Source organism: Kitasatospora sp. MAP12-44 (assembly GCF_029892095.1).
Classification (GTDB): Bacteria; Actinomycetota; Actinomycetes; order Streptomycetales; family Streptomycetaceae; genus Kitasatospora.
Window position 1 is genome coordinate 2,220,750 of the sequence record NZ_JARZAE010000004.1, and the last position, 23,991, is coordinate 2,244,740.

Annotated in this window: 20 protein-coding genes; 10 read left to right on the forward strand and 10 right to left on the reverse strand. The window is 72.1% G+C overall.

Annotated features, from left to right (window positions below):
• Positions 1-9: 9 nt before the first annotated feature.
• The 3 genes from P3T34_RS10480 (at position 10) to P3T34_RS10490 (ending at position 2,784) form a co-directional block, all read left to right on the forward strand.
• On the forward strand, positions 10-891 hold the full coding sequence (locus tag P3T34_RS10480; RefSeq protein WP_280671944.1) for an aminoglycoside phosphotransferase family protein: 882 nt from the start codon (positions 10-12) through the stop codon (positions 889-891).
• 121 nt (positions 892-1,012) lie between these two features.
• Positions 1,013-1,843: a polysaccharide deacetylase family protein gene (locus P3T34_RS10485; protein WP_280665749.1), complete on the forward strand. Its 831-nt coding sequence runs from the start codon at positions 1,013-1,015 to the stop codon at positions 1,841-1,843.
• A 131-nt stretch (positions 1,844-1,974) separates the two neighbouring features.
• Positions 1,975-2,784, forward strand: coding sequence for a helix-turn-helix transcriptional regulator (locus P3T34_RS10490; RefSeq protein WP_280665750.1), 810 nt, complete (start codon positions 1,975-1,977; stop codon positions 2,782-2,784).
• Positions 2,785-2,802: 18 nt separating this feature from the next.
• Here P3T34_RS10490 and P3T34_RS10495 read toward each other — a convergent pair whose 3' ends face one another.
• From P3T34_RS10495 to P3T34_RS10510, 4 genes are all read right to left on the reverse strand, one after another.
• Positions 2,803-3,528, reverse strand: coding sequence for an exonuclease domain-containing protein (locus tag P3T34_RS10495; RefSeq protein WP_280665751.1), 726 nt, complete (start codon positions 3,526-3,528; stop codon positions 2,803-2,805).
• Positions 3,529-3,621: 93 nt separating this feature from the next.
• Positions 3,622-4,950 (reverse strand): iron uptake transporter deferrochelatase/peroxidase subunit, encoded by a 1,329-nt coding sequence (efeB, locus tag P3T34_RS10500; protein WP_280665752.1) that lies wholly within the window; start codon positions 4,948-4,950, stop codon positions 3,622-3,624.
• Positions 4,950-6,998, reverse strand: a complete 2,049-nt coding sequence (gene efeU / locus P3T34_RS10505) for an iron uptake transporter permease EfeU (RefSeq protein ID WP_280665753.1) — start codon at positions 6,996-6,998, stop codon at positions 4,950-4,952. The genes efeB and efeU overlap by 1 nt, the downstream gene beginning before the upstream one ends.
• A 165-nt stretch (positions 6,999-7,163) precedes the next feature.
• Positions 7,164-8,426 (reverse strand): SAV2148 family HEPN domain-containing protein, encoded by a 1,263-nt coding sequence (locus P3T34_RS10510; RefSeq protein WP_280665754.1) that lies wholly within the window; start codon positions 8,424-8,426, stop codon positions 7,164-7,166.
• A gap of 350 nt (positions 8,427-8,776) precedes the next feature.
• On the opposite strand from P3T34_RS10510, the gene glgX reads away from it, so the two are divergent.
• From glgX to treZ, 3 genes are all read left to right on the forward strand, one after another.
• Entirely contained in the window at positions 8,777-10,882 is a 2,106-nt protein-coding gene (gene glgX / locus P3T34_RS10515) for a glycogen debranching protein GlgX (RefSeq protein ID WP_280665755.1), read from the forward strand.
• 65 nt (positions 10,883-10,947) lie between these two features.
• Positions 10,948-13,185, forward strand: a complete 2,238-nt coding sequence (gene treY / locus P3T34_RS10520) for a malto-oligosyltrehalose synthase (protein WP_280665756.1) — start codon at positions 10,948-10,950, stop codon at positions 13,183-13,185.
• Complete coding sequence (gene treZ, locus P3T34_RS10525; RefSeq protein WP_280665757.1) at positions 13,182-14,888, forward strand: malto-oligosyltrehalose trehalohydrolase; 1,707 nt, start codon at positions 13,182-13,184, stop codon at positions 14,886-14,888. Before treY ends, treZ begins: the two co-directional genes overlap by 4 nt.
• Here the strand turns inward: treZ and P3T34_RS10530 are convergent.
• On the reverse strand, positions 14,854-15,762 hold the full coding sequence (locus P3T34_RS10530) for a transketolase C-terminal domain-containing protein (RefSeq protein WP_280665758.1): 909 nt from the start codon (positions 15,760-15,762) through the stop codon (positions 14,854-14,856). The genes treZ and P3T34_RS10530 overlap by 35 nt on opposite strands.
• A gap of 23 nt (positions 15,763-15,785) precedes the next feature.
• A complete protein-coding gene (locus P3T34_RS10535) occupies positions 15,786-16,484 on the reverse strand; it encodes a transketolase (RefSeq protein WP_280665759.1) in 699 nt (232 codons plus the stop codon).
• Between the two features lie 55 nt (positions 16,485-16,539).
• On the opposite strand from P3T34_RS10535, the gene soxR reads away from it, so the two are divergent.
• Positions 16,540-17,004 carry a redox-sensitive transcriptional activator SoxR gene (gene soxR, locus P3T34_RS10540; RefSeq protein ID WP_280665760.1) on the forward strand — a complete coding sequence of 155 codons (465 nt, stop codon included), beginning with the start codon at positions 16,540-16,542 and terminating at the stop codon, positions 17,002-17,004.
• Positions 17,005-17,065: 61 nt separating this feature from the next.
• Positions 17,066-17,884: an SAM-dependent methyltransferase gene (locus P3T34_RS10545; RefSeq protein WP_280671946.1), complete on the forward strand. Its 819-nt coding sequence runs from the start codon at positions 17,066-17,068 to the stop codon at positions 17,882-17,884.
• Here P3T34_RS10545 and coaE read toward each other — a convergent pair whose 3' ends face one another.
• Both coaE and P3T34_RS10555 read right to left on the reverse strand, forming a co-directional pair.
• Entirely contained in the window at positions 17,885-18,472 is a 588-nt protein-coding gene (gene coaE / locus P3T34_RS10550; protein ID WP_280665761.1) for a dephospho-CoA kinase, read from the reverse strand. It lies immediately after the preceding gene.
• A gap of 9 nt (positions 18,473-18,481) precedes the next feature.
• Positions 18,482-19,129 (reverse strand): MBL fold metallo-hydrolase, encoded by a 648-nt coding sequence (locus P3T34_RS10555; protein WP_280665762.1) that lies wholly within the window; start codon positions 19,127-19,129, stop codon positions 18,482-18,484.
• A gap of 77 nt (positions 19,130-19,206) precedes the next feature.
• Between P3T34_RS10555 and P3T34_RS10560 the strand changes: the two genes are divergently transcribed.
• Together P3T34_RS10560 and P3T34_RS10565 are read left to right on the forward strand one after the other, a co-directional pair.
• Complete coding sequence (locus tag P3T34_RS10560) at positions 19,207-19,635, forward strand: MarR family transcriptional regulator (RefSeq protein WP_280665763.1); 429 nt, start codon at positions 19,207-19,209, stop codon at positions 19,633-19,635.
• Between the two features lie 71 nt (positions 19,636-19,706).
• Positions 19,707-19,856, forward strand: coding sequence for a hypothetical protein (locus P3T34_RS10565; protein WP_280665764.1), 150 nt, complete (start codon positions 19,707-19,709; stop codon positions 19,854-19,856).
• On the opposite strand, the gene P3T34_RS10570 is transcribed toward P3T34_RS10565, so the two are convergent.
• Both P3T34_RS10570 and rpsA read right to left on the reverse strand, forming a co-directional pair.
• A complete protein-coding gene (locus P3T34_RS10570) occupies positions 19,843-22,059 on the reverse strand; it encodes an MMPL family transporter (RefSeq protein ID WP_280665765.1) in 2,217 nt (738 codons plus the stop codon). The genes P3T34_RS10565 and P3T34_RS10570 overlap by 14 nt on opposite strands.
• A gap of 206 nt (positions 22,060-22,265) precedes the next feature.
• Complete coding sequence (rpsA, locus tag P3T34_RS10575; RefSeq protein WP_280665766.1) at positions 22,266-23,756, reverse strand: 30S ribosomal protein S1; 1,491 nt, start codon at positions 23,754-23,756, stop codon at positions 22,266-22,268.
• Positions 23,757-23,991: the final 235 nt, after the last annotated feature.

Sequence of the window (23,991 nt, forward strand, 5' to 3'; positions counted from 1 at the left end):
TGGCGGGTGATCCTTTTCGACGAGGCCCGTGCCCGCGCCCTGCTGGCCACCGCCTGCGCGGCGGCCGGGCTGCCCGAGCCGGGCGGCGCGCGGCTGATCGCGCTGGGCGAGAACGCCGTCTTCGACCTGGGCGACCCGGCCGTGGTCGCCAAGGTCGGCCGCGGTCCCGGGCTGGCCGAGCGGGCCCGCGGTGAACTCGCCGTCGCGCGCTGGCTGGACGGCCAGGGCATCCCGGTGGTCCGCGCCTACCGGCCGCAGGCCCTGACGGCGGACGGACACCCCGTCACCTTCTGGCACCGGCTGGCCCCCGCCATCGCCCCCGCCAGGCCGGCCGACCTCGCGCCGCTGCTGCGCGCGCTGCACCGGCTGCCCGCACCGCCCGTCGCGCTGCCGCGCCGCGACCTGCTGTCCGGGGTGGAGCGCTGGCTGAGCGCCGCCGAAGGGCACATCGACCCGGCCGACGCCGACTTCCTACGTCGGCGCCGGGACGGCTTCGCCGCCGAGCTGGCCGACCTGACACCGCAGCTGACCCCCGGCGTGATCCACGGCGACGCGCTGCCGCGCAATGTGCACCTGGGCGCCGACGGCCCGATCCTGCTCGACCTGGAGACCGTCTCGGACGACCTGCGCGAGCACGACCTGGTGGTCCTCGCCCTCAGCCACGACCGCTACGGCGTCCCGGCCGCCGACTACCGCGCCTTCACCGACGCCTACGGCTGGGACGTCCGCGACTGGTCCGGCTGCGCCGTGCTGCGCGGCGCCCGCGAGACGGCCAGCGCCTCCTGGGTCGCCCAGCAGACCCCGGGCAATCCGGCGGCCCTGGCCGAGTTCCGCCGCCGGGTCGCCTCACTGCGCGAGGGGGATGGCACAGTCCGCTGGTATGCCTTTTGACGTTCTCTGAGAATTCTCTGAAGTTCCTATGAACGTACCGGAACTGTCGGTCAGACAGTGGCGTCGTACAGGGCAGTCGCATCCACCCCGGGCGACGCGTACCACTCCAGGAGCCGCCGCCATGCCGACCCACGGCACCCACCGCCGCCTGCTTCGCCGCGCCACCGCCGGCTGCGCGGCGGTGCTCTCGCTCGCCCTCGCCTGCGCCTGCGGGCCGACGCAGTCGACCGGCGGCGCGGCAGCCGGTGCCCGCCCCTCGGCCGGCACATCCGCCTCCGCCGACCCCGCCCCCGCACCCGCACCCCCGCAGCCCACCACCGCCGCCGCTCCGGTGCTCGCGGTCGGCGCCCCCAGCCCGACGATCGCCTACTCCACCGCGACCGGCGGCCGCACCGTCGCCCTCACCTTCGACGACGGCCCGGGCCCGGCCACCGCGCAGATCCTCGACCTGCTGGCCCAGTACCACGCCAAGGCGACCTTCTGCGAGATCGGCCCGCAGGCCGCCGGCGACCCCGCGATCGTGCAGCGCATCCGCGCCGCCGGCCACCGCCTGTGCGACCACACCGTGCACCACCCGCAGCCGATGCACACCCTCTCGCACGACAAGCAGGTCTACGAGATCGACGCCGCCAAGGACATGATCACCAAGGCCGGCGGCCCGGGCACCGAGGTCAGCTGGTTCCGCGCCCCCGGCGGCGACTTCAGCGCCGACAACCGCCAGATCGCCGTCCAGGACGACCTGCGCCCGCTCGGCTGGACGGTCGACACCCGCGACTGGTCCCGCCCGGGCGTCGCCACGATCGTCGCCACCGCCCAGCGGCAGCTGCACCCCGGCGGGATCATCCTGATGCACGACGGCGGCGGCGACCGCAGCCAGACCGTGGCCGCACTGGCCCAGTTGCTCCCCTGGCTGGTCCAGCAGGGCTACACCTTCGACTTCCCGGCGAGCTGACGCCCCCTCCGCTTTTTCTCACCCTGTGCGAGTGAATCCTCACTGTTCACACCCCTCGCGCAGACCTCGCACACTACGCTCGCCAGGCGAGAACCCAGGACAACGGGTCCGTCAGGCAGAGGAGTTCAGCGATGTCCAACAACGTCTGGGAGGTCTTCGGCTCGGAGTTGAGCCGGCACCGCGAGGTGGCGGGCCTGACCCGGCAGGAGCTCGGCCGGCGGGTGCTCTGCTCGGGGTCGTACATCGGCCTGCTGGAGGCGGCCAGCCGCCGGCCCGCCCTCGACCTGGCGATCAGGTTCGACCGCGAGCTGCGCAGCGGCAACCGCTTCGCCCGGATCTGCCAGGCGCTGACCGACCGACCGGCCGAGCCCGACCACTTCCTCCCGATCGCCGACCTGCAGCGGCGGGCGGCGACAATCAGCGAGTACGCGCCCACCCTGGTGCCGCCGCTGCTGCAGACCGAGCCCTACGCCCGCGCGCTCATCCGGGCGGCGCAGGCGGACCGGTCGGCGCAGGAGATCGAGGAGCTGGTCCAAAGCCGGGTCGCCCGGGGCCGGTTGCTGGAGGGACCGACGCCGCCCACGGTGTGGGTGATCCTGGACGAGAGCGTCCTGATGCGCCCGATCGGCTCGCGCGCCGTGACGGCCGCCCAACTGCGGTGTCTCGTCGAGCTGGCGGAGCGCCGCCGGCTGGTGCTCCAGGTGCTGACCTACGAATCCGGTCATCCGCCCATGGAGGGCCCCCTCACCCTGCTGACCTTCCCGGACCGGCCGGCGATGGCGCGCGTCGAGAGCGCCTTCGGCGGGCACCTGATCGACCGGCCGGAGAACGTGGCGCGCCTGCGCGGCTCCTACGACTACGTCCGGGCCGCCGCCTCGTCACCGCGGGACTCGCTGGAGCTGCTCCGGGCGGCGGCGGCCCGCTTCGACGAACCGAGCTAGCGTCGGCACATCCTGGCGTCAGCGCATCGGCCACCGGGAGTCGACCACCGCCAGCGGGTCCCGGTCCTTGCGCAGCCAGGCCTGCAGGCCCTCGGCCCACTCGCGGTACCAGTGCACCTGCTGCTCGTGCAGCGCGGCCAGCGTCAACTCGCCGAGCTGGCCCGGGTAGCGCTCGCCGAGCGCGACCGCGACCCGGACGGCGGCCAGCGCGTCGGCCGCCGCGTCATGCGCGTCGAGCAGGTCGACCCCGTATATCTCGCAGACCCGCTGCAGGGTGCGCGAGCCCTTGCGGTAGCGGTCCACCGCGCGGTCGATCACCAGGGCGTCCAGCACCGGCACCACCTGGCGGCCCGCCAAGCGCTCGGCCAGGCCGGGCAGCTCGTAGCGGCGCAGCTCGGCGTCGAGCAGCGACAGGTCGAACGGCGCGTTGAAGGCCACCACCGGGCTGCCCTCGCCCAGCCGGGCGCAGAGCGCGGCGGCTATCTCCTCGACCGCCTCGGCGGGCGGTCTGCCCCGGGTGCGCGCCTGCTCGTCGCTGATCCCGTGGATCGCCTGCGCCTCGGCGGGTATCGGCACCCCGGGGTCGAGCAGCCAGCAGGTGGTGCGCACCGGCTCGCCACCGACGGCCTCGACGAGCGCCGCCGTGACGATCCGTGACTGCGCCGGATCGGTGCCGGTGGTCTCCAGGTCGAAGCCGACCAGCGGCCGGTGCCACCAGCTCGTGCGCGCGTTCGGATCGGCCATCGCCCGGGTCCTTCCGTCGAGATGCGGTTTTGACGGGACCCATCATCGCCCCTGCCTGTGACAACGCCTCCGGCAGGCAGGAGCGAGTGCTGGTCAGACCGCCGCGAACAGGCCCCGGCCGAGCCAGTCGGAGGCGTCGCGCACGCCCGGCAGCACGAAGAAGTAGCCGCCGCCGGTGGGCGAGATGTAGTCGACCAGCGGCTCGTCGATCAGGCGGGTCTGGGTCGCCTCGAACTGGCGCGTGACGTCCTGCTGGTAGCAGCAGAAGGCCAGGCCCATGTCGAGGTTGCCGACCTTGTCCACGCCGCGGTCGTAGTTGAAGCCGCGGCGCAGGATGCGCGAGTCATCGGTCTTGTCGGTCCGCGGGTTGGCCAGCCGGATGTGCGCGTCCAGCGGGATCGCGTCGCCCTTGGAGTCCTTGGCGTAGTCGGGGATGTCGCTCTCGTTGGCGCCGTCCAGCGGAGCGCCGGTGTCCTTGCGGCGGCCGAACATCTTCTCCTGCTCGGCGAGCGAGACCCGGTCCCAGAACTCGACCAGCATCCGGATGATCCGCAGTACTTGGTAGCTGCCGCCGGTGGCCCAGGCGGGCTCGCCCCCGCCGTCCTTGACCCAGATCAGCTTGTCCATCTCCCGCCCGGACTTGACGTCCGGGTTGGCGATGCCGTCCTTGAAGCCCAGCAGGTTGCGCTGCGCGCCGGTCGGGCGCGGGGCGTTCTGGAAGCCGTCGATCCGCCACTTCACCTGCATCGCGCCCCGGGTGTGCTTCGCGATGTCGCGCAGCGCGTGCAGCACGGTGTCCTGGCTGTTGGCGCAGATCTGCAGCGAGAGGTCGCCATGCAGTTCGGCAGCCTGCAGGTTGTCGTTGGGGAAGGTCTTCATCGGGCCGAGCTTGACCGGCTTGGCCTTGGCGAGGCCGTAGCGGGCGTCGAAGAGCGAGGCGCCGACGCCGACCGTGACGGTCAGGTTGTCGCTGGGGACGGTCGGGCCGAGGATCCCGTTGTCGGACGGCGGCGCGCCGACGCCCAGGTCCGGCGGGGTGCCGCCGGAGGTGAGGAAGCGGATCCGGTCGGTCAGCGTGTGGAAGAGGTCCTCCAGCGCCTTGCGGTCCGTCGCGATCACGTCGAAGGAGAGGAAGGCGGCGGCGCTGGGCGCCGGGGTGAGGATGCCGGCCTGGTGCTCGCCGTGGAAGGCCACGCTCTGGTCGGCCGCAGCCGGCTCGGCCGCGTCCGCCCGGTCCGAGCCGCCGAACGCGAAGGCTCCGCCGGCCAGCGCGGCACCGGCCGCGCCGACGCCGAGAGCGGCACCCAGGAAGCTGCGCCGCGCGGGGGCGGCCGGGCAGCCGGCCGCCTCGGCGGCCTTCGCGGCCGCCAGGGCCTCGTGCGGGAAGGGGCAGGATCCGCTGCTTGCGTTCTGGGTGGTCATCAGGCGGACTTCCGGATCTCAAGAAGGTCGGGGACGGGGGCGAGGTCTTCCAGCAGCTGGCCGGTGGCGCCGTTGAGCTGCGCGCGGGTGGCCGGGTCCAGTTGCTGCACCGGGGTCCAGCTGCCGTCGGCGTGGTGGGCGGCGGCCAGCAGGGCGCTCACCCGCGCGATCTCGGCGTTGATGACGGCCAGCCCGTCGGCGTCACGCTGCTGGATCAGCGGCTGCAGGACGGTCAGCAGCTCCTGGGTGCCGGCCAGATTGGCCTGGACGGTGGCCAGGTTGGTGCCGCTGCCCTCGTCGGTGTCGGCGGTGAGCTCGAACTGGAGGGCGTTCTCCAGGATTTCGTGGGTGCGCAGCGGCAGGTCGGTCGGGTCGAAGTCCTGGGTCGGGAAGGCCTTGCCGAGACCGTCCACGTCCGCGGAGAGCTGGTCGGCGATCGGGGCCAGCTCGGCGGGCCCCTGGTTGTGCCACAGGCCGTACTCCAGGCGGTGGAAGCCGCTGAAGTCCTTGTCGTTGACGCCGTCGGGCAGACCGTCGGCCCGGCCGTTGATCTTCTTGTCGAAGTCGGCGAAGGTGCCGTAGGCGGCGCCCAGCGAGGAGTACTGCAGGTGCGCGGTGAGCCAGTCGGCCTTGGCCGCGGCCAGGTCGCCGGTGTGCAGGTCGGCCTGCAGCTTCTGGGTCTGCGTCAGCAGGGTGGCCAGGCCGCTCTGGACGTAGGCCTTGTAGCCGGCCAGCGGTGCCTTGAGGTCGTCCTCGGAGACCGGGGCGACCGCCTTGACGGCCGTTCCGCCGCTGACGTGGACGGCGGCCGAGGTGACCGCGTCGCCGCCGGTGGGCACGCAGCGCCAGGCGTAGTCGCCGGCGCCGATGGTGGCGGTCAGCGGACGGGTGGTGCCGGGGGCCAGGCCCTCGATCTCGCCGTACACCGCGTTGGTGGTGGGGTTGACCAGGTAGACCTCGGAGGTCTTGCCGCCGGTGTTGTGCATCTGGAAGGTCTGCTGGCCGGGCTGCGGCGTGCTGAAACCCTTTCCGCAGTCGCCCTTCGCGTCCGAGACGGCGACGGTCGCGGTGGCGGCCGGCTTGCCGCCGCTGGCGGCGATCACCGCGACGGCGACCACGGCCGGGACGGTCACCAGGGCGGCGGGCAGCAGCCAGCGGTTGCGGCTCGACGCGACCGCTGCAACCTCCGCGACCTCCGCGACGGGCTCGGCCGCCGGCGCGGCCTTGGGTGCCGCGGCGGCCCGCAGGCCGCGCACGAAGAGCGTCATCACGACCGCCAGGTAGACCACATACCCCGCGACCTGCAGCCAGGTCATGGTGATCATGATGTTGAAGACGCCCTGCACCAGCGTGGCGTACCAGGAGCCGGCGTCCAGCGAACCGCTCAGGTCGAAGGCGTAGGCGTGCACGCCGGGCAGCACGCCGCCCTCCTGAAGGTCGCGCAGCCCGTAGCTGAGCACGCCGGCCGCGATCACGATCAGCACCGCGCCGGTGTAGGTGAAGAACCGGGTCAGGTTGATCTTCAGCACCCGGCGGTACAGGCCCCAGCAGAGCAGCGCCGCCAGCACCAGGCCGACCGCGGCGCCGATCGCCGGGCCGGTGGACTCGCCCGCCGAGCGCGCGGTGGTCCACAGGAAGAGCGAGGTCTCCAGACCCTCCCGGCCCACGGCCAGGAAGCTGGTGAGGACGAGCACCCCGCCGCCCATGGTGAGGGCGGAGGCGACCTTCTCGCGGATGTCGGAGGAGAGCGAGCGGGCGGAGCGGCGCATCCAGAACACCATCGCGGTGACGAAGGCCACCGCGATCAGGCTCAGCGTGCCGCCGAAGGCCTCCTGCGCGGTCCCCGAGAGGTTGGCGGCGGTGAAGGTGAGCACCGCACCGAAGCTCAGGGCCAGCGCGATGGCGGCGAGCACACCCGTCCAGACCTGCGGCAGGCGGGACTTCTGTCCGGAGCGGACCAGCGTGGCGACCAGGATCGAGACGATCAGACCGGCCTCGAGTCCCTCTCTGAGCCCGATCAGAAAGCTAGGAAAAGCGTCGTCCCACATAAAGAGTGGACTCCTCCCCGGACCCGCCCGGTACGTACCTGAGAACGTCTGTTCCCGCTCAGCGCTTCGCCGCTTAGCTTAGGCATACCTTACCCAGCGATGAATGGGTCGTCCACGTCGGGATGGCCGAAAGGCAAAGTGAGGCCCACCTCACGTGTCACTCCCTCAGCTGACGGACCGAGAGTCTGCCCAGGCCCCCTCGAACTCCTCTCGATAGACCTCCAGCAGCCCGGGTTCAGCCCCCTGGGACCCGACCGCCCCCGCCCGCAGCACCAGCGCCGGCGACTCGATCCCGCGCGCCCGGCGCAGATACGGCTGCACCACCCCGAGGTCACCGCTGCGCCGCCGCGAGCCCAGCACCCGCGGACCCTCCACCAGATAGGCGGTGAAGCGCGGCATCTCGTCGAAGACCCGGATCTCGAACGCCCCCGGATCGCGCAGCCGGGCCCGCACCCGGCGCACATGCATGATGTTCATCTCGATCGACCGGGACAGCTCACCGCGGCCCAGGCCCAGCTCGCGCTCACGCCGGCGCACCGCGCTGCTGGCCGGGTTGAGGAAGAGCAGCCGCACCCGGCAGCCCTCGCCGGCCAGCTGCACCAGGCGCTTGCCGGTGAAGTTCTGACAGAGCATCCCCAGGCCGATGCCGATCGCGTCCAGCCGCCGGGCGCCGTCCAGCAGGTCCTCCATCGGCAGGTCGCGCTGCAGCCGGACCCGGTCCGCGTGCACCGCGGCCACATCCGCGTACCGGCCGGCCACCAGCTCCTCGATGATGTCCGAGGGCAGGCCGGCGGTGCCGGCCGGACGGCCGTCCAGCAGGCCGAGCACCCGGGCGGCGGCCCGCTCGGCCTGGGCCAGCACGGTGGGCGAGAGGCTGCGGTTGCGCGAGACCACGTGCCGGGCGACCTCCAGCTCGTCCAGCGCCAGCTCGATCTCCCGGCGGTCGTCGAGGTAGGGCTCGAAGCACGGCCAGTGCTGCACCATCAGCTCGCGCAGCTGGGGCAGCGTCAGGAAGACCAGCGGGTCGTCGTCGGCCGGATCCAGCAGGTAGCCCTTGCGGCGGCTGACCTCGCGGACGGCGGCGGCGCGCTGCACCCACTCCTCACCGACCGGGCCGGCCGCGGCCGTCACCCAGTCCGCGCCGTGCGCGGGGGCGTAGACCGGGCGCAGCAGGTCGTCCAGGAGCGAGCGCAGCCGCTGCTCCACCAGGTTGAGCCAGACGTACGCCCGGCCGGTGAGTCTGACCCGCTGGTAGGCGCGCTGCCACTGCTCGGGGCTCCAGCCCGGCGCGCCGGCGTCGGGGGTGAGCTGGGCGGGGATGAGCCGGCCGCCGCCCGGGGAGCCCAGCACGATCGTCGGCGCCTCCGTGCGGGCGCCTGGTGCCTTGCCGCCGAGCCCGTCGGGCCACTCATCGGCGGGGAACACCATGCTTTACCTCACCTCTCGGCCGCCGCCTCCCGCGCGGAGGGGCCTGACGATCAAGAGTACTGCGCGGCGCGCCGCAGCCGCAGCCCGTTGGTGCAGCACCGCCGGGGTCGTCCACCGGGGGTCCGGCAGCAGATGGACACCCGTTCGGGCGAACTACGGCCGAAAGAGCGTCACAAAGGGTGCGGAAGCGGCAACGATGCCCATGACAGTGCGTCAGTGACAGGTGTGCCGTGCGTCACGGCGGGCATCCGGCAGACATGTCGGGCGCGCCGTTCGGGCATACCGCACGCAGTGGCGCGACTGTCCCGAGGGAGCGTCAGTTCCCTTGGCTGACAAGGAGGTTGAGGCATATGCAGGTCTGGCCGGGGCAGTCCTACCCGCTGGGGGCCACCTATGACGGGGTGGGCACCAACTTCGCGGTGTTCTCCGAGAGCGCCGACCGGATCGAGCTGTGCCTGCTCCTCGCGGACGGCTCCGAGACGGCCGTGGAGCTGCGCGAGACCGACGCCTTCGTCCGGCACGCCTACCTCCCCGGCGTGCAGCCCGGCCAGCGCTACGGGTTCCGGGTGCACGGCCCCTACGATCCGGCGCGCGGCAGACGGCACAACAGCGCCAAGCTGCTGCTGGATCCGTACGCCAAAGCGATGAGCGGCACCATCGACTGGGACGAGTCCGTCTACGGCTACCACTTCGGCACCCCCGAGCGCCGCAACGACCTCGACTCCGCCACCCACACCATGCACTCGGTGGTCATCAACCCGTACTTCGACTGGGGCAACGACCGTCCGCCGCGCACCGAGTACCACCGTTCGGTGCTCTACGAGGCGCACGTCAAGGGCCTGACGATGCTGCACCCCGGCATCCCCGAGGAGATCCGCGGCACCTACGCGGCGCTCGCCCACCCCGCGCTGATCGAGCACCTGGCCAAGCTGGGCGTCACCGCGATCGAGCTGATGCCGGTGCACCAGTTCGTCCGCGACCACCGGCTGCGCGACCTGGGGCTGACCAACTACTGGGGCTACAACACCATCGGCTTCTTCGCCCCGCACGGCTCGTACTCCTCGGTCGGCGACCGCGGCCAGCAGGTCCAGGAGTTCAAGTCGATGGTCAAGGCGCTGCACGCGGCCGGCATCGAGGTGATCCTCGACGTGGTCTACAACCACACCGCCGAGGGCAACCACCTGGGCCCCACGCTCTCCATGCGCGGCCTGGACAACGCCTCGTACTACCGGCTGGCGGCCGACCGCCGCTACTACATGGATACCACCGGCACCGGCAACAGCCTGCTGATGCGCAGCCCGCACGTGCTCCAGCTGATCATGGACTCGCTGCGCTACTGGGTCACCGAGATGCACGTGGACGGCTTCCGCTTCGACCTCGCGGCCACCCTGGCAAGGCAGTTCCACGAGGTGGACCGGCTCTCCTCCTTCTTCGACCTGGTCCAGCAGGACCCGGTGGTCTCGCAGGCCAAGCTGATCGCCGAGCCCTGGGACGTCGGCGAGGGCGGCTACCAGGTCGGCAACTTCCCCCCGCTGTGGACGGAGTGGAACGGCATGTACCGCGACACCGTGCGCGACCTGTGGCGCGGTGAGAACGCGACGCTGGCCGAGTTCGGCTCCCGGCTGACCGGCTCCTCCGACCTCTACCAGGACGACGGGCGCCGCCCGATCGCCTCGATCAACTTCGTCACCTGCCACGACGGCTTCACCCTGCGCGACCTGGTCTCCTACAACGACAAGCACAACGAGGCCAACGGCGAGCAGAGCCGGGACGGCGAGAGCTTCAACCGCTCCTGGAACTGCGGCGCCGAGGGCGAGACGAGCGACCCGGCGGTGCTGGAGCTGCGAGCCCGCCAGCAGCGCAACTTCATCGCCACCCTGCTGCTCTCCCAGGGCGTGCCGATGCTCTCGCACGGCGACGAGGTGGGCCGCACCCAGCACGGCAACAACAACGCCTACTGCCAGGACAACGAGCTCTCCTGGGTGCCCTGGCCCAAGGAGAGCGAGCTGCTGGAGTTCACCCAGGGGATGGTCTGGCTGCGCCGCAACCACCCGGTCTTCCGGCGCCGGCGCTTCTTCCGCGGCCGCCCGGTCGCCGGGACCCACGAGGACCTCACCGACATCGCCTGGTTCACCCCCAGCGGCGAGGAGATGACCGACCGGGACTGGGGCGCCAGCTACGCCCAGTCCCTGACGGTCTTTCTGAACGGTGGCGCGATCTCCGAGCCGGACCGCCGCGGCGGCACCATCACCGACGACTCCTTCCTGCTGATGTTCAACGCGCACTACGAGTCGCTGCAGTTCACCGTGCCGGCCGACCACGGCGAGCAGTGGCAGGTGGTGGTGGACACCACCCTGCCCACCCTGCCCACCCCCGGCACCGGCCTGCGGGTGAAGGCCGGGGACGGACTGTGGTTGACGGACCGTTCGCTGCTGGTGCTGCGGAGGCCCGCCTGACGCCCGTTCACCCGGCCGCCGCCGCCGGGTCGTACGGTCCCGACGCAGCGGGTAGTCATAGGAGCGTGACGTCAGCACCCACCGCGAGTTACCGGCTGCAACTGCAACCGTCCTTCACCCTGGCGGACGCCACCGCCGCGGTGCCCTATCTGGCCGCGCTCGGCGTCTCGCACCTGCACCTGTCCCCGCTGCTGGAGGCCACCCCCGGCTCCACCCACGGCTACGACACGGTCGACCACACCCGGATCAGCGAGCAGCTGGGCGGCGAGAGCGCCCTGCGCGAGCTGGCCGCCACCGCCCGGGCGCACGGGCTGCGGCTGATCGCCGACATCGTGCCCAACCACATGGCGCTGCCCGTCCCCGAACGGCTCAACGCCCCGCTCTGGCAGGTGCTGCGGGACGGCCCGGAGTCGAGCTACGCGCGCTGGTTCGACATCGACTGGGCGGCGCAGGGCGGCCGGGTCCTGCTGCCGGTGCTCGGCGACCGGCTGGGCGCGGTGCTCGACCAGCTCAGCGTGGAGCAGGACACCCTGCGCTACCACGACCATGTCTTCCCGCTGCGCCCCGGCACCCAGTGGCTGCCACTGCCGGAGCTGCTGGAGCGCCAGTGGTACCGGCTGGCCTGGTGGCGCCTGGCCCACACCGAGCTGAACTACCGCCGCTTCTTCACGGTCAACGACCTGATCGCGGTGCGCGCCGAGGACCCGGACGTCTTCGAGGCCACCCACGGCGTGCTGCTGCGGCTGCGCGAGGAGGGCGTGCTGGACGGGTTCCGGGTCGACCACCCGGACGGTCTGGCCGACCCGCGCGGCTATCTGCGCCGCCTCGCCGGGGCCGGGCGCGGGGCGTACGTGGTGGTGGAGAAGATCCTCACCGGCGAGGAGCGGCTGCCCACCGACTGGCCGTGCGCGGGCACCACCGGCTACGACGCGCTGCGCCGGATCGACGGCGTGCTGACCGACGGCCCCGGCGCCCAGCGCCTGGCCGACCTGTACGCGCACTACACCGGGGAGGAGCACACCGCCGCCCCCGAGGCCGCGCTGCGCGGGCGGGCCGAGATGATCGCGCCGGACGGCGAGCTGGCCGCCGAGGTCGAGCGGCTGGTCCGGCTGGCCGGGCGGATCGGCGCCGCCGAACCGGCGCTGGCCGACCATGCCCCGCTGGCCGTGCGCGCCGCTCTGGAGGAACTGCTCACCCGCTACCCGGTCTACCGCCCCTACCCCTCGCCCGCCCCGCGCACCGTCACCGCGCCGCAGAGCACCGAGCAGTTCGTGGAGCTGCTGGCGCACGGGCGGCTCGGCGGCGGCCCGGCCAAGGAGGAGTTCCGCACCCGCTTCGCGCAGACCGCCTCGGCGGTGGCCGCCAAGGGCGTCGAGGACACCGCCTTCTACCGCTGGCACCCGCTGCTCAGTCTCAACGAGGTCGGCGGTGACCCCGCGCACCCGGGCGTCGAACCGGCCGACTTCCACCGCTGGTGCGCCGATATCCAGCAGCACTGGCCGCTGACCATGACCGCGCTCTCCACCCACGACACCAAGCGCAGCGCGGACGCCCGGGCCCGCCTGGCGGTGCTGGCCGAGCTGCCGGAGCGCTGGCTCGCCGAGTGCACCGCCTGGGCGGAGGCGGCCGGCCACCTGGCCGACCGCAACGCCGAGTGGCTGCTCTGGCAGACCCTGGTGGCCGCCTGGCCGATCGACGTCGAGCGGCTGGTGGCGGTGCTGCTGAAGTCGGTCCGCGAGGCCAAGCTCGCCACCAGCTGGACCTCGCCGGATCCCGGCTACGAGGCGGAGCTGGTCGACTACGCCCGCACCGCCCTGGCCAACCCCGAACTGACCGATCGGATCGGCGCGTTCGTCGACTTCCTGGCCCCCTACGCCCGCAGCAACAGCCTGTCCGCCGCGCTGCTGCACCTCACCGTGCCGGGCGTGCCCGACCTCTACCAGGGAAGCGAGCGGATGCTGTACACCCTGGTCGACCCGGACAACCGCGCGCCGGTCGCGTTCGGCGACCGGGAGGCCGAACTCTCCGAGCTCGACCACGAGAAGCGCCATCTGACCAGCACGGCGCTGCACCTGCCGCGCCCGCTGGGCCCCTACCGGCCGCTGGCCACCGGCCCGCACCTGGTCGCCTTCCAGCGCGGCGAGGACCTCACCGTCGCCGTCACCCGACTGCCCTATGCGCTGGCGCGCAGCGGCGAGCGGGCGGTCCTGGAGCTGCCGGGCGACTGGACGGACCTGCTGACCGGCCGCGAGCACGAAGGCGTCGTGGAGACCGTCACCCTGCTGACCCGGGAGTCATCGTGAGGTACGAGCTCTGGGCGCCCGCCGCCCGGCTGGTCGAGGTCGAGGTGGACGGCGCCCGCAGCCCGCTGGCGGCGCACAGCGGCGGCTGGTGGCGGGGCGAGGCCCCGGCCGGGCAGGACTACGGCTTCCGGCTGGACGGCGGCCCGCCGCTGCCCGACCCGCGCTCGGCCCGCCAGCCGTACGGGCCCGACGGGCTGAGCCGGCACGTGGACCACGCCGCCTTCCCGTGGTCCGACACGCCGTGGCACGGGCGGCCGCTGGCCGGCTCGGTCCTCTACGAGCTGCACATCGGCACCTTCACCCCGGCCGGCACCTTCGCCGGGGCCGAGCAGCACCTGGACCACCTGGTCGAGTTGGGCGTCGACTTCGTCGAGCTGATGCCCGTCTGCCCGTTCCCCGGGCGGCACGGCTGGGGGTACGACGGGGTCTCGCTGTGGGCCGTGCACGAGCCCTACGGCGGCCCTGAGGGGCTCAAGCGCTTCGTCGACGCGGCCCACCGCAAGGGCCTCGGCGTGATCCTGGACGTGGTGCACAACCACCTGGGCCCGTCCGGGAACTACCTGCCCGCCTTCGGCCCGTACTTCACCGAGCGCCACCGCACCCCCTGGGGCTCGGCGGTCAACCTGGACGCGCCCGGCTCCGACGAGGTCCGCGACTACCTGATCGGCAGCGCGCTGGCCTGGCTGCGCGACTACCGGATCGACGGGCTGCGGCTGGACGCGGTGCACGCCCTGGCGGACGACCGGGCCGTCCACTTCCTGGAGGAACTGTCCACCGCCGTCGACACCTTGGCCGTAGCGGTGGGCCGCCCGCTGTTCCTGATCGGCGAGTCCGACCTCAACGACCCCCGGCTGACCGCCTCGCGCGAGGCCGGGGGCCTCGGCCTGCACGCGCAGTGGAGCGACGACCTGCACCACGCGCTGCACGCCGCGCTGACCGGCGAATCGCAGGGCTACTACGCCGACTTCGCCCAGGCGCCGCTGGCGGCCGTCGCCAAGGTGCTGACGCAGGGCTGGTTCCACGACGGCAGCTGGTCCTCGTTCCGCGGCCGCCGGCACGGCCGGCCGTTCGCGGGGGGCTCCGGCGAGCGGCTGCTCGGGTACGTCCAGACCCACGACCAGATCGGCAACCGGGCGCTGGGCGACCGGCTGCCCCCCGCCGCGCTGGCCGTCAGCGCCGCGCTGGTGCTGACCTCGCCGTTCACCCCGATGCTCTTCATGGGCGAGGAGTGGGGTGCGAGCACCCCCTGGCAGTACTTCACCGATCACACCGATCCCGACCTCGCCGAGGCCGTCCGACAGGGCCGGCGGCGCGAGTTCGCCGAGCACGGCTGGACCGAGCAGCAGATCCCGGACCCGCAGGCGCCGGGCACGGTGCTCGCCAGCACCCTGGACTGGAGCGAGCCACGGCAGCCGGTGCACGCCGAACTGCTGGCCTGGTACCGGGAGTTGATCCGACTGCGGCGGGCCGATCCGGCCCTCTGCGATCCCACTCTTGGCGGGGTGCGGGTGGAGTTCGACGAGCAGGAGCGCTGGCTGACCGTCCACCGGGGCTCCTTGCGGATCTGCGTCAACCTCGGCGAGAAGCCCTGCGAGCTACCGGGCGGGGTGCTGCTCGCCTCGTACGGTGCTCTGGCGAGCGGGCGCTTGGGGCCGGGCAGTTGCGCGGTTATCGGACAAGCGGGGTTCGGACGAACGCGCTGATGCTCGCGCGCAGGCCGGCGGCGTCCAGACCGTAGGCGGCCAGGTGCTCGTCGATGGAGCCGTAGTGCCGGTGCTCCTCGCGCGGCACGCCCAGGCCCAGCACCCGGTGCGGGAGGTCGGCCAGCGCCTGGTGCGCCTCGTTGTTGGAGGTGCCGGCGAGGTAGGGCTCGACCAGCACCACGTCCGCGCGCTCGCCGAGCGCGGCGCGCAGGGCTCGGGCATCGAAGGGCCGGATCGAGGCGGCGTACAGCACGGTGACGTCCAGCCCCTCGGTGGCCGCCAGCACCGCGTCCAGCATCGGGCCGACCGCCAGCACCACGGCGCCCGTGCCACGGCGGACCGTCAGGAACCGGCCCGGTGTGATCGGCCGGGCGGCGGCGTTCTGGTGCGCCGACAGGCGGACGTAGACGTTGGCGTCGCCGTCGGCGGCGGCGTGCCGCAGCAGCGTCTCGGCCTCGTCGGGGTGACCGGGCACCCGCACTGTCCAGTCGGGCAGGGTGTCAAGCAGCGCGACGTCCCCCGGCGCCATATGGGTACGGCCGCCGGCCGGCCAGTCGTACGATCCGCCCGCGCTGACCAGCACGGCGCCCACGCCCTGGTGGCCGAGGTCCAGTTTGACCTGCTCGAAGGGGCGCTCGATCAGGAAGCTGGCGAAGGTGTGGGCGAAGGGCCGCAGCCCGGTCAGCGCCATCCCGGCGGCCGTCCCGATCAGCAGCTGCTCGCGGATGCCGACGTTGACCACCCGGTCCGGGTACTGCTGCGCCGCCTCGGCGAAGCCGGCGGCGCCGATGTCGGCGAGGACGACGGCGACCCTCGGGTCGTGGACCAGCAGGTCGCTGGTGACGGTGGCAAAGCGCTCGCGCATGGTGTCCATCTCGAAATCCCCCTCTGGGACAGTCAGTTCTTGGGTTCGACCCGGGCGACCACCGCGTGCGGCCGGCCGGGGTGCGGTGCGGTGAACGCAGCGTGGAGCGCGTCGTGGTCGCGGCCGTCCACCGTGGTCGCCGACCAGCCGGCGGCCTCGAAGCGGGCCGCGATGCCGCCCGACCAGCCGTGCGTGGCCGAGGAGTTGTCGATCGCCACCACATGCAGCCGCTCCAGGCCGGCCGCGCCGGCGAAGGCCAGCGCCTCGTGGTTGCTGCCCTCGTCGAACTCGGCGTCGCCGATCAGCGTCCAGACGGCGGGGTCGGTGAGCCCCTGGGCGCGCAGGCCGAGCGCGGTGCCGACCGCCAGCGGCAGGCCGTGGCCGAGCGAGCCGGAGCCGATCTCGACGCCGGGGATCAGCAGGCGGTCCGGGTGGTGGCCGAGCGGCGAGTCGTAGCCGCCGAAGCCGGCCAGCAGCTCGACCGGCAGGTAGCCCTTGGCGGCCAGCACCGCGTAGTAGGCCATCGGGCCATGGCCCTTGGAGAGCAGGAAGCGGTCGCGGTCCTGGGCGTCCACGGTGTCCGGGCCGACCCGCAGCACCCGGTCGTAGAGCACCCACAGCGCGTCCAGCGTGGAGGTCGCGGCGGGGCCGTGCTTCTCGTCCCCGGTCATCAGGGCCATCAGGGCCGGCAGGTCCTGGAAGCCGTAGGAGTGGATCTCGGTGGTCTTCATGCGAGAATCCTGCAACTTCAAGTCGACTTGAGGTCAAGCCCTAGAATCACCTCCCATGGGACTCTCGCGCCACGACCGGCTGACCATCGGTGAGCTCTCCGCCCGCAGCGGCCTGGCCACCTCCGCGCTGCGCTACTACGAGGAGCTCGGGCTGATCCACTCCGAGCGCACGGCGGGCGGCCAACGCCGCTTCGCCCGCAGCGAGTTGCGCCGGGTGGCCTTCGTCCGAGCCGCCCAGCGGGTGGGCCTGTCGCTGGACGAGGCGCACGCCGCGCTGAGCCGGCTGCCCACCGACCGCGCACCGGGCGCCGAGGAGTGGAACACCGTCGCCGCCTCCTGGCAGCACCGGATCGACGAGCAGATCGAGGAGTTGCAGCGACTGAAGAAGAAACTGACCGGCTGCATCGGCTGCGGCTGCCTCTCGTTGACGCGCTGCGCCCTCTACAACCCGGGCGACGCCCTGGGCGCCGAAGGGCCCGGTGCCCGTTCGCTCCTACCGCGCACCCAGACGAAGCCTTAAGCTGCCCGATGATCTGTCAATCGCAGCCTGGGTAGGGGAAATGACCACCAATAAGAGTTGGATGTCCTGGGCCGACGACGACACACCCCCGCCCGCCGACCTGCACCCCGAGATCCCGCACCCCGCGCGGATGTACGACTACTACCTCGGCGGTAAGGACAACTTCCCGGCGGACCGGGCAGCGGCGGAGAAAGTACTCTCCTTCGGGCCGTTGGTGCGGATCAGCGCGCTGGCCAACCGGGCCTTCCTGCAGAGAGCCGTCGGACACCTGGCGGAACTGGGGATCGACCAGTTCCTCGACATCGGCACCGGCATACCGACCGCCGGGAACACCCACGAGGTCGCCCAGCGGGTGAACCCCTCGGCCAGGGTCGCCTACCTCGACAACGACCCGATCGTGCTGGTGCACAGCCGCGCGCTGCTGGCCGCCGCCAGCCAGGGCACCGCCACCGTGCTGCAGGCCGACCTGCGCGATCCCGCCGCCATCCTGGCGGACCCGCAGGTGCGCCAACTGCTCGACCTGGGCAAGCCGGTGGCGCTGCTGCTGTTCGCGGTGCTGCACTTCATCGACGAGGCGGACGACCCGCACACCATCGTGCGCACGCTCGTCGACGCGCTGCCCTCCGGCAGCTACCTGGCGCTCTCGCACGCCACCGGCGACTTCGCCACCGAGGCCGACGCCGCCAAGGGCCCGTCCGTCTACCGCAGCGCCTCCGCTCAGCTGACCATGCGCACCAAGGCGGAGGTGGCCCGTTTCTTCGACGGCCTGGAGCTGCTGGAGCCCGGCCTGGTCACCGCCCCCCAGTGGCGCCCCGACCAGCCCGCCGAGGACACCGACGCCCAGGTCGCCATCTGGGCCGCCGTCGGCCGCAAGCCCTGATTACTGTGTGAGCCGGTCCCAGACCTGCTTGACCTGGGCCTCCAGCTCGGCCGGGGTGCCGTTGTTGTCGATCACCAGGTCGGCGACGGCCAGGCGCTGCTCGCGGGTGGCCTGGGCGGCCATCCGGGAGCGGGCCTCGGCCTCGGCCATGCCGCGCAGGCGGACCAGCCGCTCGACCCGGACCTCGTCGGCGGCGTCCACCACGAGGACCTGGTCGAAGAGCGGGGCGAGGCCGTTCTCGGCGAGCAGCGGCACGTCGTGCACCACCACGTCGTCCGGCCCGGCGGCGGCCTCCAGCTCGGCGGAGCGGGCGCGCACCAGCGGGTGGACGATGGCGTTCAGCGCCTGGAGCCGCTCGGGATCGGCGAAGACCACCGCGCCGAGTGCCGGGCGGTCCAGCGCGCCGTCCGCGTCCAGCACGGCGGGACCGAACTCGGCCACCACCGCCGCCAGCCCGGGCGTGCCCGGGGCCACCACCTCGCGCGCGATCAGGTCCGAGTCCACCAGCACCGCTCCATAGGAGACGAGCAGCCTGGACACCGAGCTCTTGCCCGCGCCGATCCCACCGGTCAGTCCGATCTTCTGCATGGCGCCAGGCTATCGAGCGTCGAGCTCCAGCTGTCCACCGGTGGTCAGCTGCTCGAACGGGGCACCCGTCCCCGGGCCGCCCTCGCCCAGCATCCGGGTCGCCACCATCATGCCCGGCTCGCTCAGCAGCACCTCGTGGATCCCCAGCGCGCGCTGCGGCTTGACCTCGCGGACGTAGTCGATCAGCTCGCCGAGCTTGCTCCACGGGCCGGCGACCGGCAGCAGCAGGGTCTCGACCGGCTGCGGGGGCACGGTGAGCGCGTCGCCGGGGTGGAAGAGCCGGCCGTCCAGCAGGAAGCCGATGTTGCCGACCTGCGGGATGTCGGGGTGGATGACGGCATGCCACTCGCCGTGCACCGAGACGTCGATCCCGCCGACTTCGAACGCGTCACCCTCGCCGACCACCCGGACGTTGGCGCCGATGCCGTCAAGCTGGGCGGCGACCGCGCGGTTGGTCCAGATCCGCAGGCCGGGATCGGCGGCGACGGCGGCCCGCAGCCGGTCCTCGGCGAAGTGGTCGAAGTGCTCGTGGGTGATCAGGACGGCGTCGGCGCCCTGGAAGGCCTCCGGTTCGGTGAACATGCCCGGGTCGATCACCACCGTGGTGTCGCCCTGCTCGATCCGTACGCAGGCGTGTCCCAGCTTGGTCAGACGCATGGCGCTGCTCCCTTCGGCGGAATATCTACAGCAAGACTGTACACCTCTGCTGAGGAGTTTCCCGATAGGATGGACCCATGACCCAGGATGCCGAGCCCGTCGACGCCCAGCAGCTCGCGGCCGAGCTGCGCGTGAGCATCGGCGAGCTGGTGCGCCACCTGCGCACCGAGGACGAGCTGCCGCAGAACCAGGCCGGCGTGCTGGGCCTGCTGGTCCGGGAGGGCGCGCACACCACCAGCGAGCTGGCCGAGCGCCAGCGGGTGCGCCACCAATCGATGGCCCGCACGGTCGCGCTGCTCGTCGAGACCGGCCTGGTCCGCCAGGAGCGCCACCCCAGCGACGGCCGCAAGCTCGTGCTGACCGCCACCGAGGCCGGCACGCAGGCGCTGCTGGCCCAGCGCCGCAGCCGCGAGGACCGGATCGCCGCCGCCATCGAACGCGCGCTGACCCCGCAGGAGCAGCGCACCCTGCGCGAGGCCGTCGACCTTCTGCGCCGCCTCAGCTAGCGGCGAGTGCCCTTTGCCCCACCTCGCGCGTTGTGCAGGGCGCACTGTCCCGTCCAACCAAAGGACCCAGCGTGACCTCCCTGCGCAACACCCTCGTCGTCGCCGCCACCCTCTGCACCCTGCTGATGGCCGGGGCGGGCGCCGCTGCGGCCTGCGACTCGGCCAACCTGGTCGGCGTCGGCAACTCCGGCTTCGGCAACGCCTGCGTCAACGGCGAGTAGGTTCCGGTTCCTGTTCCGGGACGGACGGGCTGCGCTGGGCCGGGACGGACGTCGCGATGTCCAGCGGCGGCAGCGCCACGTGCTCGCGCAGCCCGAACCTCGCGTGCAGCCGGCGCAGCGGCGCCGGGGCCCACCAGTTGAACTCACCGAAGAGCGACATCGCGGCCGGCACCAGCAGACAGCGCACCAGGGTGGCGTCCACTGCGACGGCGACCGCCAGCGCGATCCCCATCTGCTTGACCATCAGCATCTGGCCGGCCGCGAACCCGGCGAAGACGATCACCATCAGCAGGGCGGCCGAGGTGATGATCCGACCGCTGCGCTGCAGCCCGAGCTGCACGGCCTCCTTGCAGCCGTACCCCTGGTCGCGCAGCTCCTTGATCCGCGCCAGCAGGAAGACCTCGTAGTCCATCGACAGACCGAACGCGAAGGCGAAGACCAGCACGGGGATGAAGGTCTCCAGGCCGCCGGTCGGCGTGAAACCGAGCAGCCCGCTGAACCAGCCGTGCTGGAAGACCATGGTCAGCGCGCCCAGTGAACACCCCAGCGACAGCAGGTTCATCAGCAGCGCCTTGATCGGCATCACCACCGAGCCGGTCATCAGGAAGAGCAGGATCAGCGTGCCGACCGCCACCAGCCCCAGCGCCCACGGCCCTCGGCTGCCCAGTTCGTGCTGGAAGTCCACCACGCTCGCCGCGCCGCCGGTGACGTAGGTGGTCAGGCCGCCGCGGTCGGCGCGCAGCTCGTCCACCACGTGCTTGGCCCCGCTGCCCTGCGGATCGCCCTGGACCAGGACGTCGATGGTGCTGACGCCCGGTCCCGCCGGCTGCACCGCGCGTACCCCGGCGACGCCCGGCAGCTTGGCCACCACGGTGTCCGCGTACGTCGTGGCGGTCTGCGTCGAGCCCTGCACCACGACGGTCACCGGCGCGGGGGCCAGCTGCGGGAAGCGGTGGTCGATGGTGTCGGAGACCTGGCGCCCGGCCGAGGAGGTCGGCAGCACCGAGGCGCCCGAGTCGCGCATCTGGGCGCCGAGGAACGGCGCGCCGGCCGCGACCAGCAGGGCGACGCAGATCAGCGCCACCGGCACGGCCCGGCGCTGCACCCGGCGTACCGTCCGGGCGAAGAAGCCCTCGTCCGACTCGGCCTTCTTCGGTGGCTTGATCCGCTTCCCGGCGAAGCCCAGCAGCGCGGGCACCAGGGTCAGCGCGGCGGCCACCGCGATCACCACCACGCTGACGCCGGCCGCCGCGACCGCCCGCAGCACGGGGCTGGTGAAGACGAAGAGCCCGGAGAGCGCGACCGCGACCGTCAGGCCCGAGAAGGCCACCGTCCGCCCGGCCGTCGCGGAGGTGCGCTCCACGGCCGCGGCGATGCCCGCGCCCAGGCCGCGTTCCTCGCGGAAGCGGTTGACCATCAGCAGCGCGTAGTCAATCGACAGGCCGAGGCCCAGCACGGTGGCGATCGGCAGGACGCTGGTGTCGATGTCCATGATCTGGCTGAAGCCGAACATCGCCAGCAGCGCGCCGCCGATCGAGGCGATCGCCCCGATCACCGGCAGGCTCGCCGCCGCCAGGCCGCCGAAGACCAGCACCATCACGATCAGGGTGAGCGGCAGGGTGACGATCTCGCCGAACTTGGTGTCCGCCTGGGTCTGGCTCTTGACCTCCTGCTGGAGCACCAGGTCGCCGCCGACGGTGACATGGGTGCCGGGCGCGTCGATCGCGGCCAGCCGCTGGGTGACCGCGGCCTGCTGGCTGCTGGTGGTGCTCTCGGCCAGCTTGACGCTGACCAGGCTCGCCGTGCTGTCGGTCGAGCGCAGCGGCTGGCCGGAGCTCTGGTAGGCGTCCGAGACGGAGAGCACGCCGGGCAGCTTGGCGAGGTCGCCGGCGGCGGCGCTCACCGCGTCCCGTACGGCGGGGGTGTCGACCGGCTTGCCGTCCACCACCGCGGTGACGGTGCCGAGCGAGGGGTCGGCGGCCGCGACCACCGAGGTGCCCCGGTCGGACTCGTAGCTGCCGGAGGAGGTACCGGCGACGGTGCTGTCGAAGACCCGGCCGCCGATCAGCACACCGACCGCCAGCACCGCGACCCACAGCGCCAGCACCCAGCGCCGGTGGCGGAAGCAGGCACGCCCAAGGGCGGCAAGTCGGCCGGGAACGACGGCGTCGAGCGAGGAGGGCACAGCGGCGGTGTGGCGCATGAAGCGGGACTCTGCCTAGCGTTCGGGGCCTGGGCCCTTCGGGCAACTCATCCCAAGCTAGGCGTTGTGTCCGAAAAGACCCATAGATAGCGGATGAGCGCCTTATCACACCGTATGGGGAACCAAAAGCAGTGGGCCCCCACCCGGTTACCCGGGGTGGGGGCCCACTGTGAGATCAGCTCAGAACGAGCTCAGCTCTGCTGCGATCAGCTCTGGCCGCCGGCCAGCTTCTCGCGCAGGGCGGCGAGCGCCTCGTCCGAAGCGAGAGCGCCGGAGCCCTCGTCGCTGCTGGAGGAGTACGAGCCACCGGCGGCGGCGGCAACAGCGTCGCCACCCTCGGCAGCGGCCTCGGCGTCGGCCTCACGGCTCTTGATGACCTGGGCCTGGTGCTGCTCGAAGCGGGTCTGCGCCTCGGCGTACTGGCGCTCCCACTCCTCACGCTGCTTCTCGAAGCCGGGCAGCCAGTCGTTCGCCTCGGGGTCGAAGCCCTCCGGGTAGATGTAGTTGCCGGCGTCGTCGTACGAGGCAGCCATGCCGTACAGGGTCGGGTCGAACTCGACCGTCGCCGGGTCGGCACCGAGGGACTCGTTGGCCTGCTTCAGCGAGAGGCTGATGCGGCGGCGCTCGAGGTCGATGTCGATGACCTTGACGAAGATCTCGTCGCCGACCTGGACGACCTGCTCCGGGATCTCCACGTGGCGCTCGGCCAGCTCGGAGATGTGGACCAGGCCCTCGATGCCCTCGTCGACGCGCACGAACGCACCGAACGGAACGAGCTTGGTGACCTTACCGGGAACGACCTGGCCGATCTGGTGCGTCCGGGCGAACTGCTGCCACGGGTCCTCCTGGGTCGCCTTCAGCGACAGGGAGACGCGCTCGCGGTCCATGTCAACGTCGAGAACCTCGACGGTGACCTCCTGGCCGACCTCGACAACCTCGGACGGGTGGTCGATGTGCTTCCAGGACAGCTCGGAGACGTGCACGAGGCCGTCCACGCCACCCAGGTCCACGAAGGCACCGAAGTTGACGATGGAGGAGACGACGCCGGAGCGCACCTGACCCTTCTGCAGGGTGGTGAGGAAGGTCTGGCGGACCTCGCTCTGGGTCTGCTCCAGCCAGGCACGGCGGGACAGGACCACGTTGTTGCGGTTCTTGTCCAGCTCGATGATCTTGGCCTCGAGCTCCTTGCCCACGTAGGGCTGGAGGTCGCGGACGCGGCGCATCTCGACCAGCGAAGCCGGCAGGAAGCCACGGAGGCCGATGTCGAGGATGAGACCACCCTTGACGACCTCGATGACGGTACCGGTGACGATCCCGTCCTCTTCCTTGATCTTCTCGATCGTGCCCCAGGCGCGCTCGTACTGCGCGCGCTTCTTGGACAGGATCAGACGACCCTCCTTGTCCTCCTTCTGGAGAACCAGGGCCTCGATCTCGTCGCCGACCTTGACGACCTCGTGCGGGTCAACGTCGTGCTTGATCGAGAGCTCGCGGGAGGGGATGACACCCTCGGTCTTGTAACCGATGTCGAGGAGCACCTCGTCACGGTCGACCTTCACGATGATGCCCTCAACGATGTCGCCATCGTTGAAGTACTTGATGGTCTCGTCGATCGCCGCGAGGAATGCTTCCGCGTCGCCGATGTCGTTGACCGCAACCTGCGGGGTGGTGCTGACAGAGGTGTCGGTGGGGCTCGTCATTAGGAAAAGGGCTCCGGTACGGACATGAAGTCGTAGGTAATGCCACGCGGGGGCCCGTATCGCGCCCACCGAAAGCCGGACAGCCAAGAACACGGCGCACCAGGGTTCCCGTGAACAACGAGATCCGGTGTCCGTCTTGCGACCGTGGGGTCTTCGACAGATGCGAGCGCGACCTGCTCCGTCCGAGGCGCGCAGGCCCGCAGCGCAACTTGTAGCATACGGGGACAGCCAGGCA

Excerpts from the sequence above, each read along its gene's own strand:
- P3T34_RS10485 (WP_280665749.1), top strand. The coding sequence starts at position 1,013 with ATGCCGACCCACGGCACCCACCGCCGCCTGCTTCGCCGCGCCACCGCC.
- P3T34_RS10490 (WP_280665750.1), top strand. The coding sequence starts at position 1,975 with ATGTCCAACAACGTCTGGGAGGTCTTCGGCTCGGAGTTGAGCCGGCAC.
- P3T34_RS10495 (WP_280665751.1), bottom strand. The coding sequence starts at position 3,528 with ATGGCCGATCCGAACGCGCGCACGAGCTGGTGGCACCGGCCGCTGGTC.
- efeB (WP_280665752.1), bottom strand. The coding sequence starts at position 4,950 with ATGACCACCCAGAACGCAAGCAGCGGATCCTGCCCCTTCCCGCACGAG.
- efeU (WP_280665753.1), bottom strand. The coding sequence starts at position 6,998 with ATGTGGGACGACGCTTTTCCTAGCTTTCTGATCGGGCTCAGAGAGGGA.
- P3T34_RS10510 (WP_280665754.1), bottom strand. The coding sequence starts at position 8,426 with ATGGTGTTCCCCGCCGATGAGTGGCCCGACGGGCTCGGCGGCAAGGCA.
- glgX (WP_280665755.1), top strand. The coding sequence starts at position 8,777 with ATGCAGGTCTGGCCGGGGCAGTCCTACCCGCTGGGGGCCACCTATGAC.
- P3T34_RS10530 (WP_280665758.1), bottom strand. The coding sequence starts at position 15,762 with ATGGACACCATGCGCGAGCGCTTTGCCACCGTCACCAGCGACCTGCTG.
- P3T34_RS10535 (WP_280665759.1), bottom strand. The coding sequence starts at position 16,484 with ATGAAGACCACCGAGATCCACTCCTACGGCTTCCAGGACCTGCCGGCC.
- soxR (WP_280665760.1), top strand. The coding sequence starts at position 16,540 with ATGGGACTCTCGCGCCACGACCGGCTGACCATCGGTGAGCTCTCCGCC.
- P3T34_RS10545 (WP_280671946.1), top strand. The coding sequence starts at position 17,066 with ATGTCCTGGGCCGACGACGACACACCCCCGCCCGCCGACCTGCACCCC.
- coaE (WP_280665761.1), bottom strand. The coding sequence starts at position 18,472 with ATGCAGAAGATCGGACTGACCGGTGGGATCGGCGCGGGCAAGAGCTCG.
- P3T34_RS10555 (WP_280665762.1), bottom strand. The coding sequence starts at position 19,129 with ATGCGTCTGACCAAGCTGGGACACGCCTGCGTACGGATCGAGCAGGGC.
- P3T34_RS10560 (WP_280665763.1), top strand. The coding sequence starts at position 19,207 with ATGACCCAGGATGCCGAGCCCGTCGACGCCCAGCAGCTCGCGGCCGAG.
- P3T34_RS10570 (WP_280665765.1), bottom strand. The coding sequence starts at position 22,059 with ATGCGCCACACCGCCGCTGTGCCCTCCTCGCTCGACGCCGTCGTTCCC.
- rpsA (WP_280665766.1), bottom strand. The coding sequence starts at position 23,756 with ATGACGAGCCCCACCGACACCTCTGTCAGCACCACCCCGCAGGTTGCG.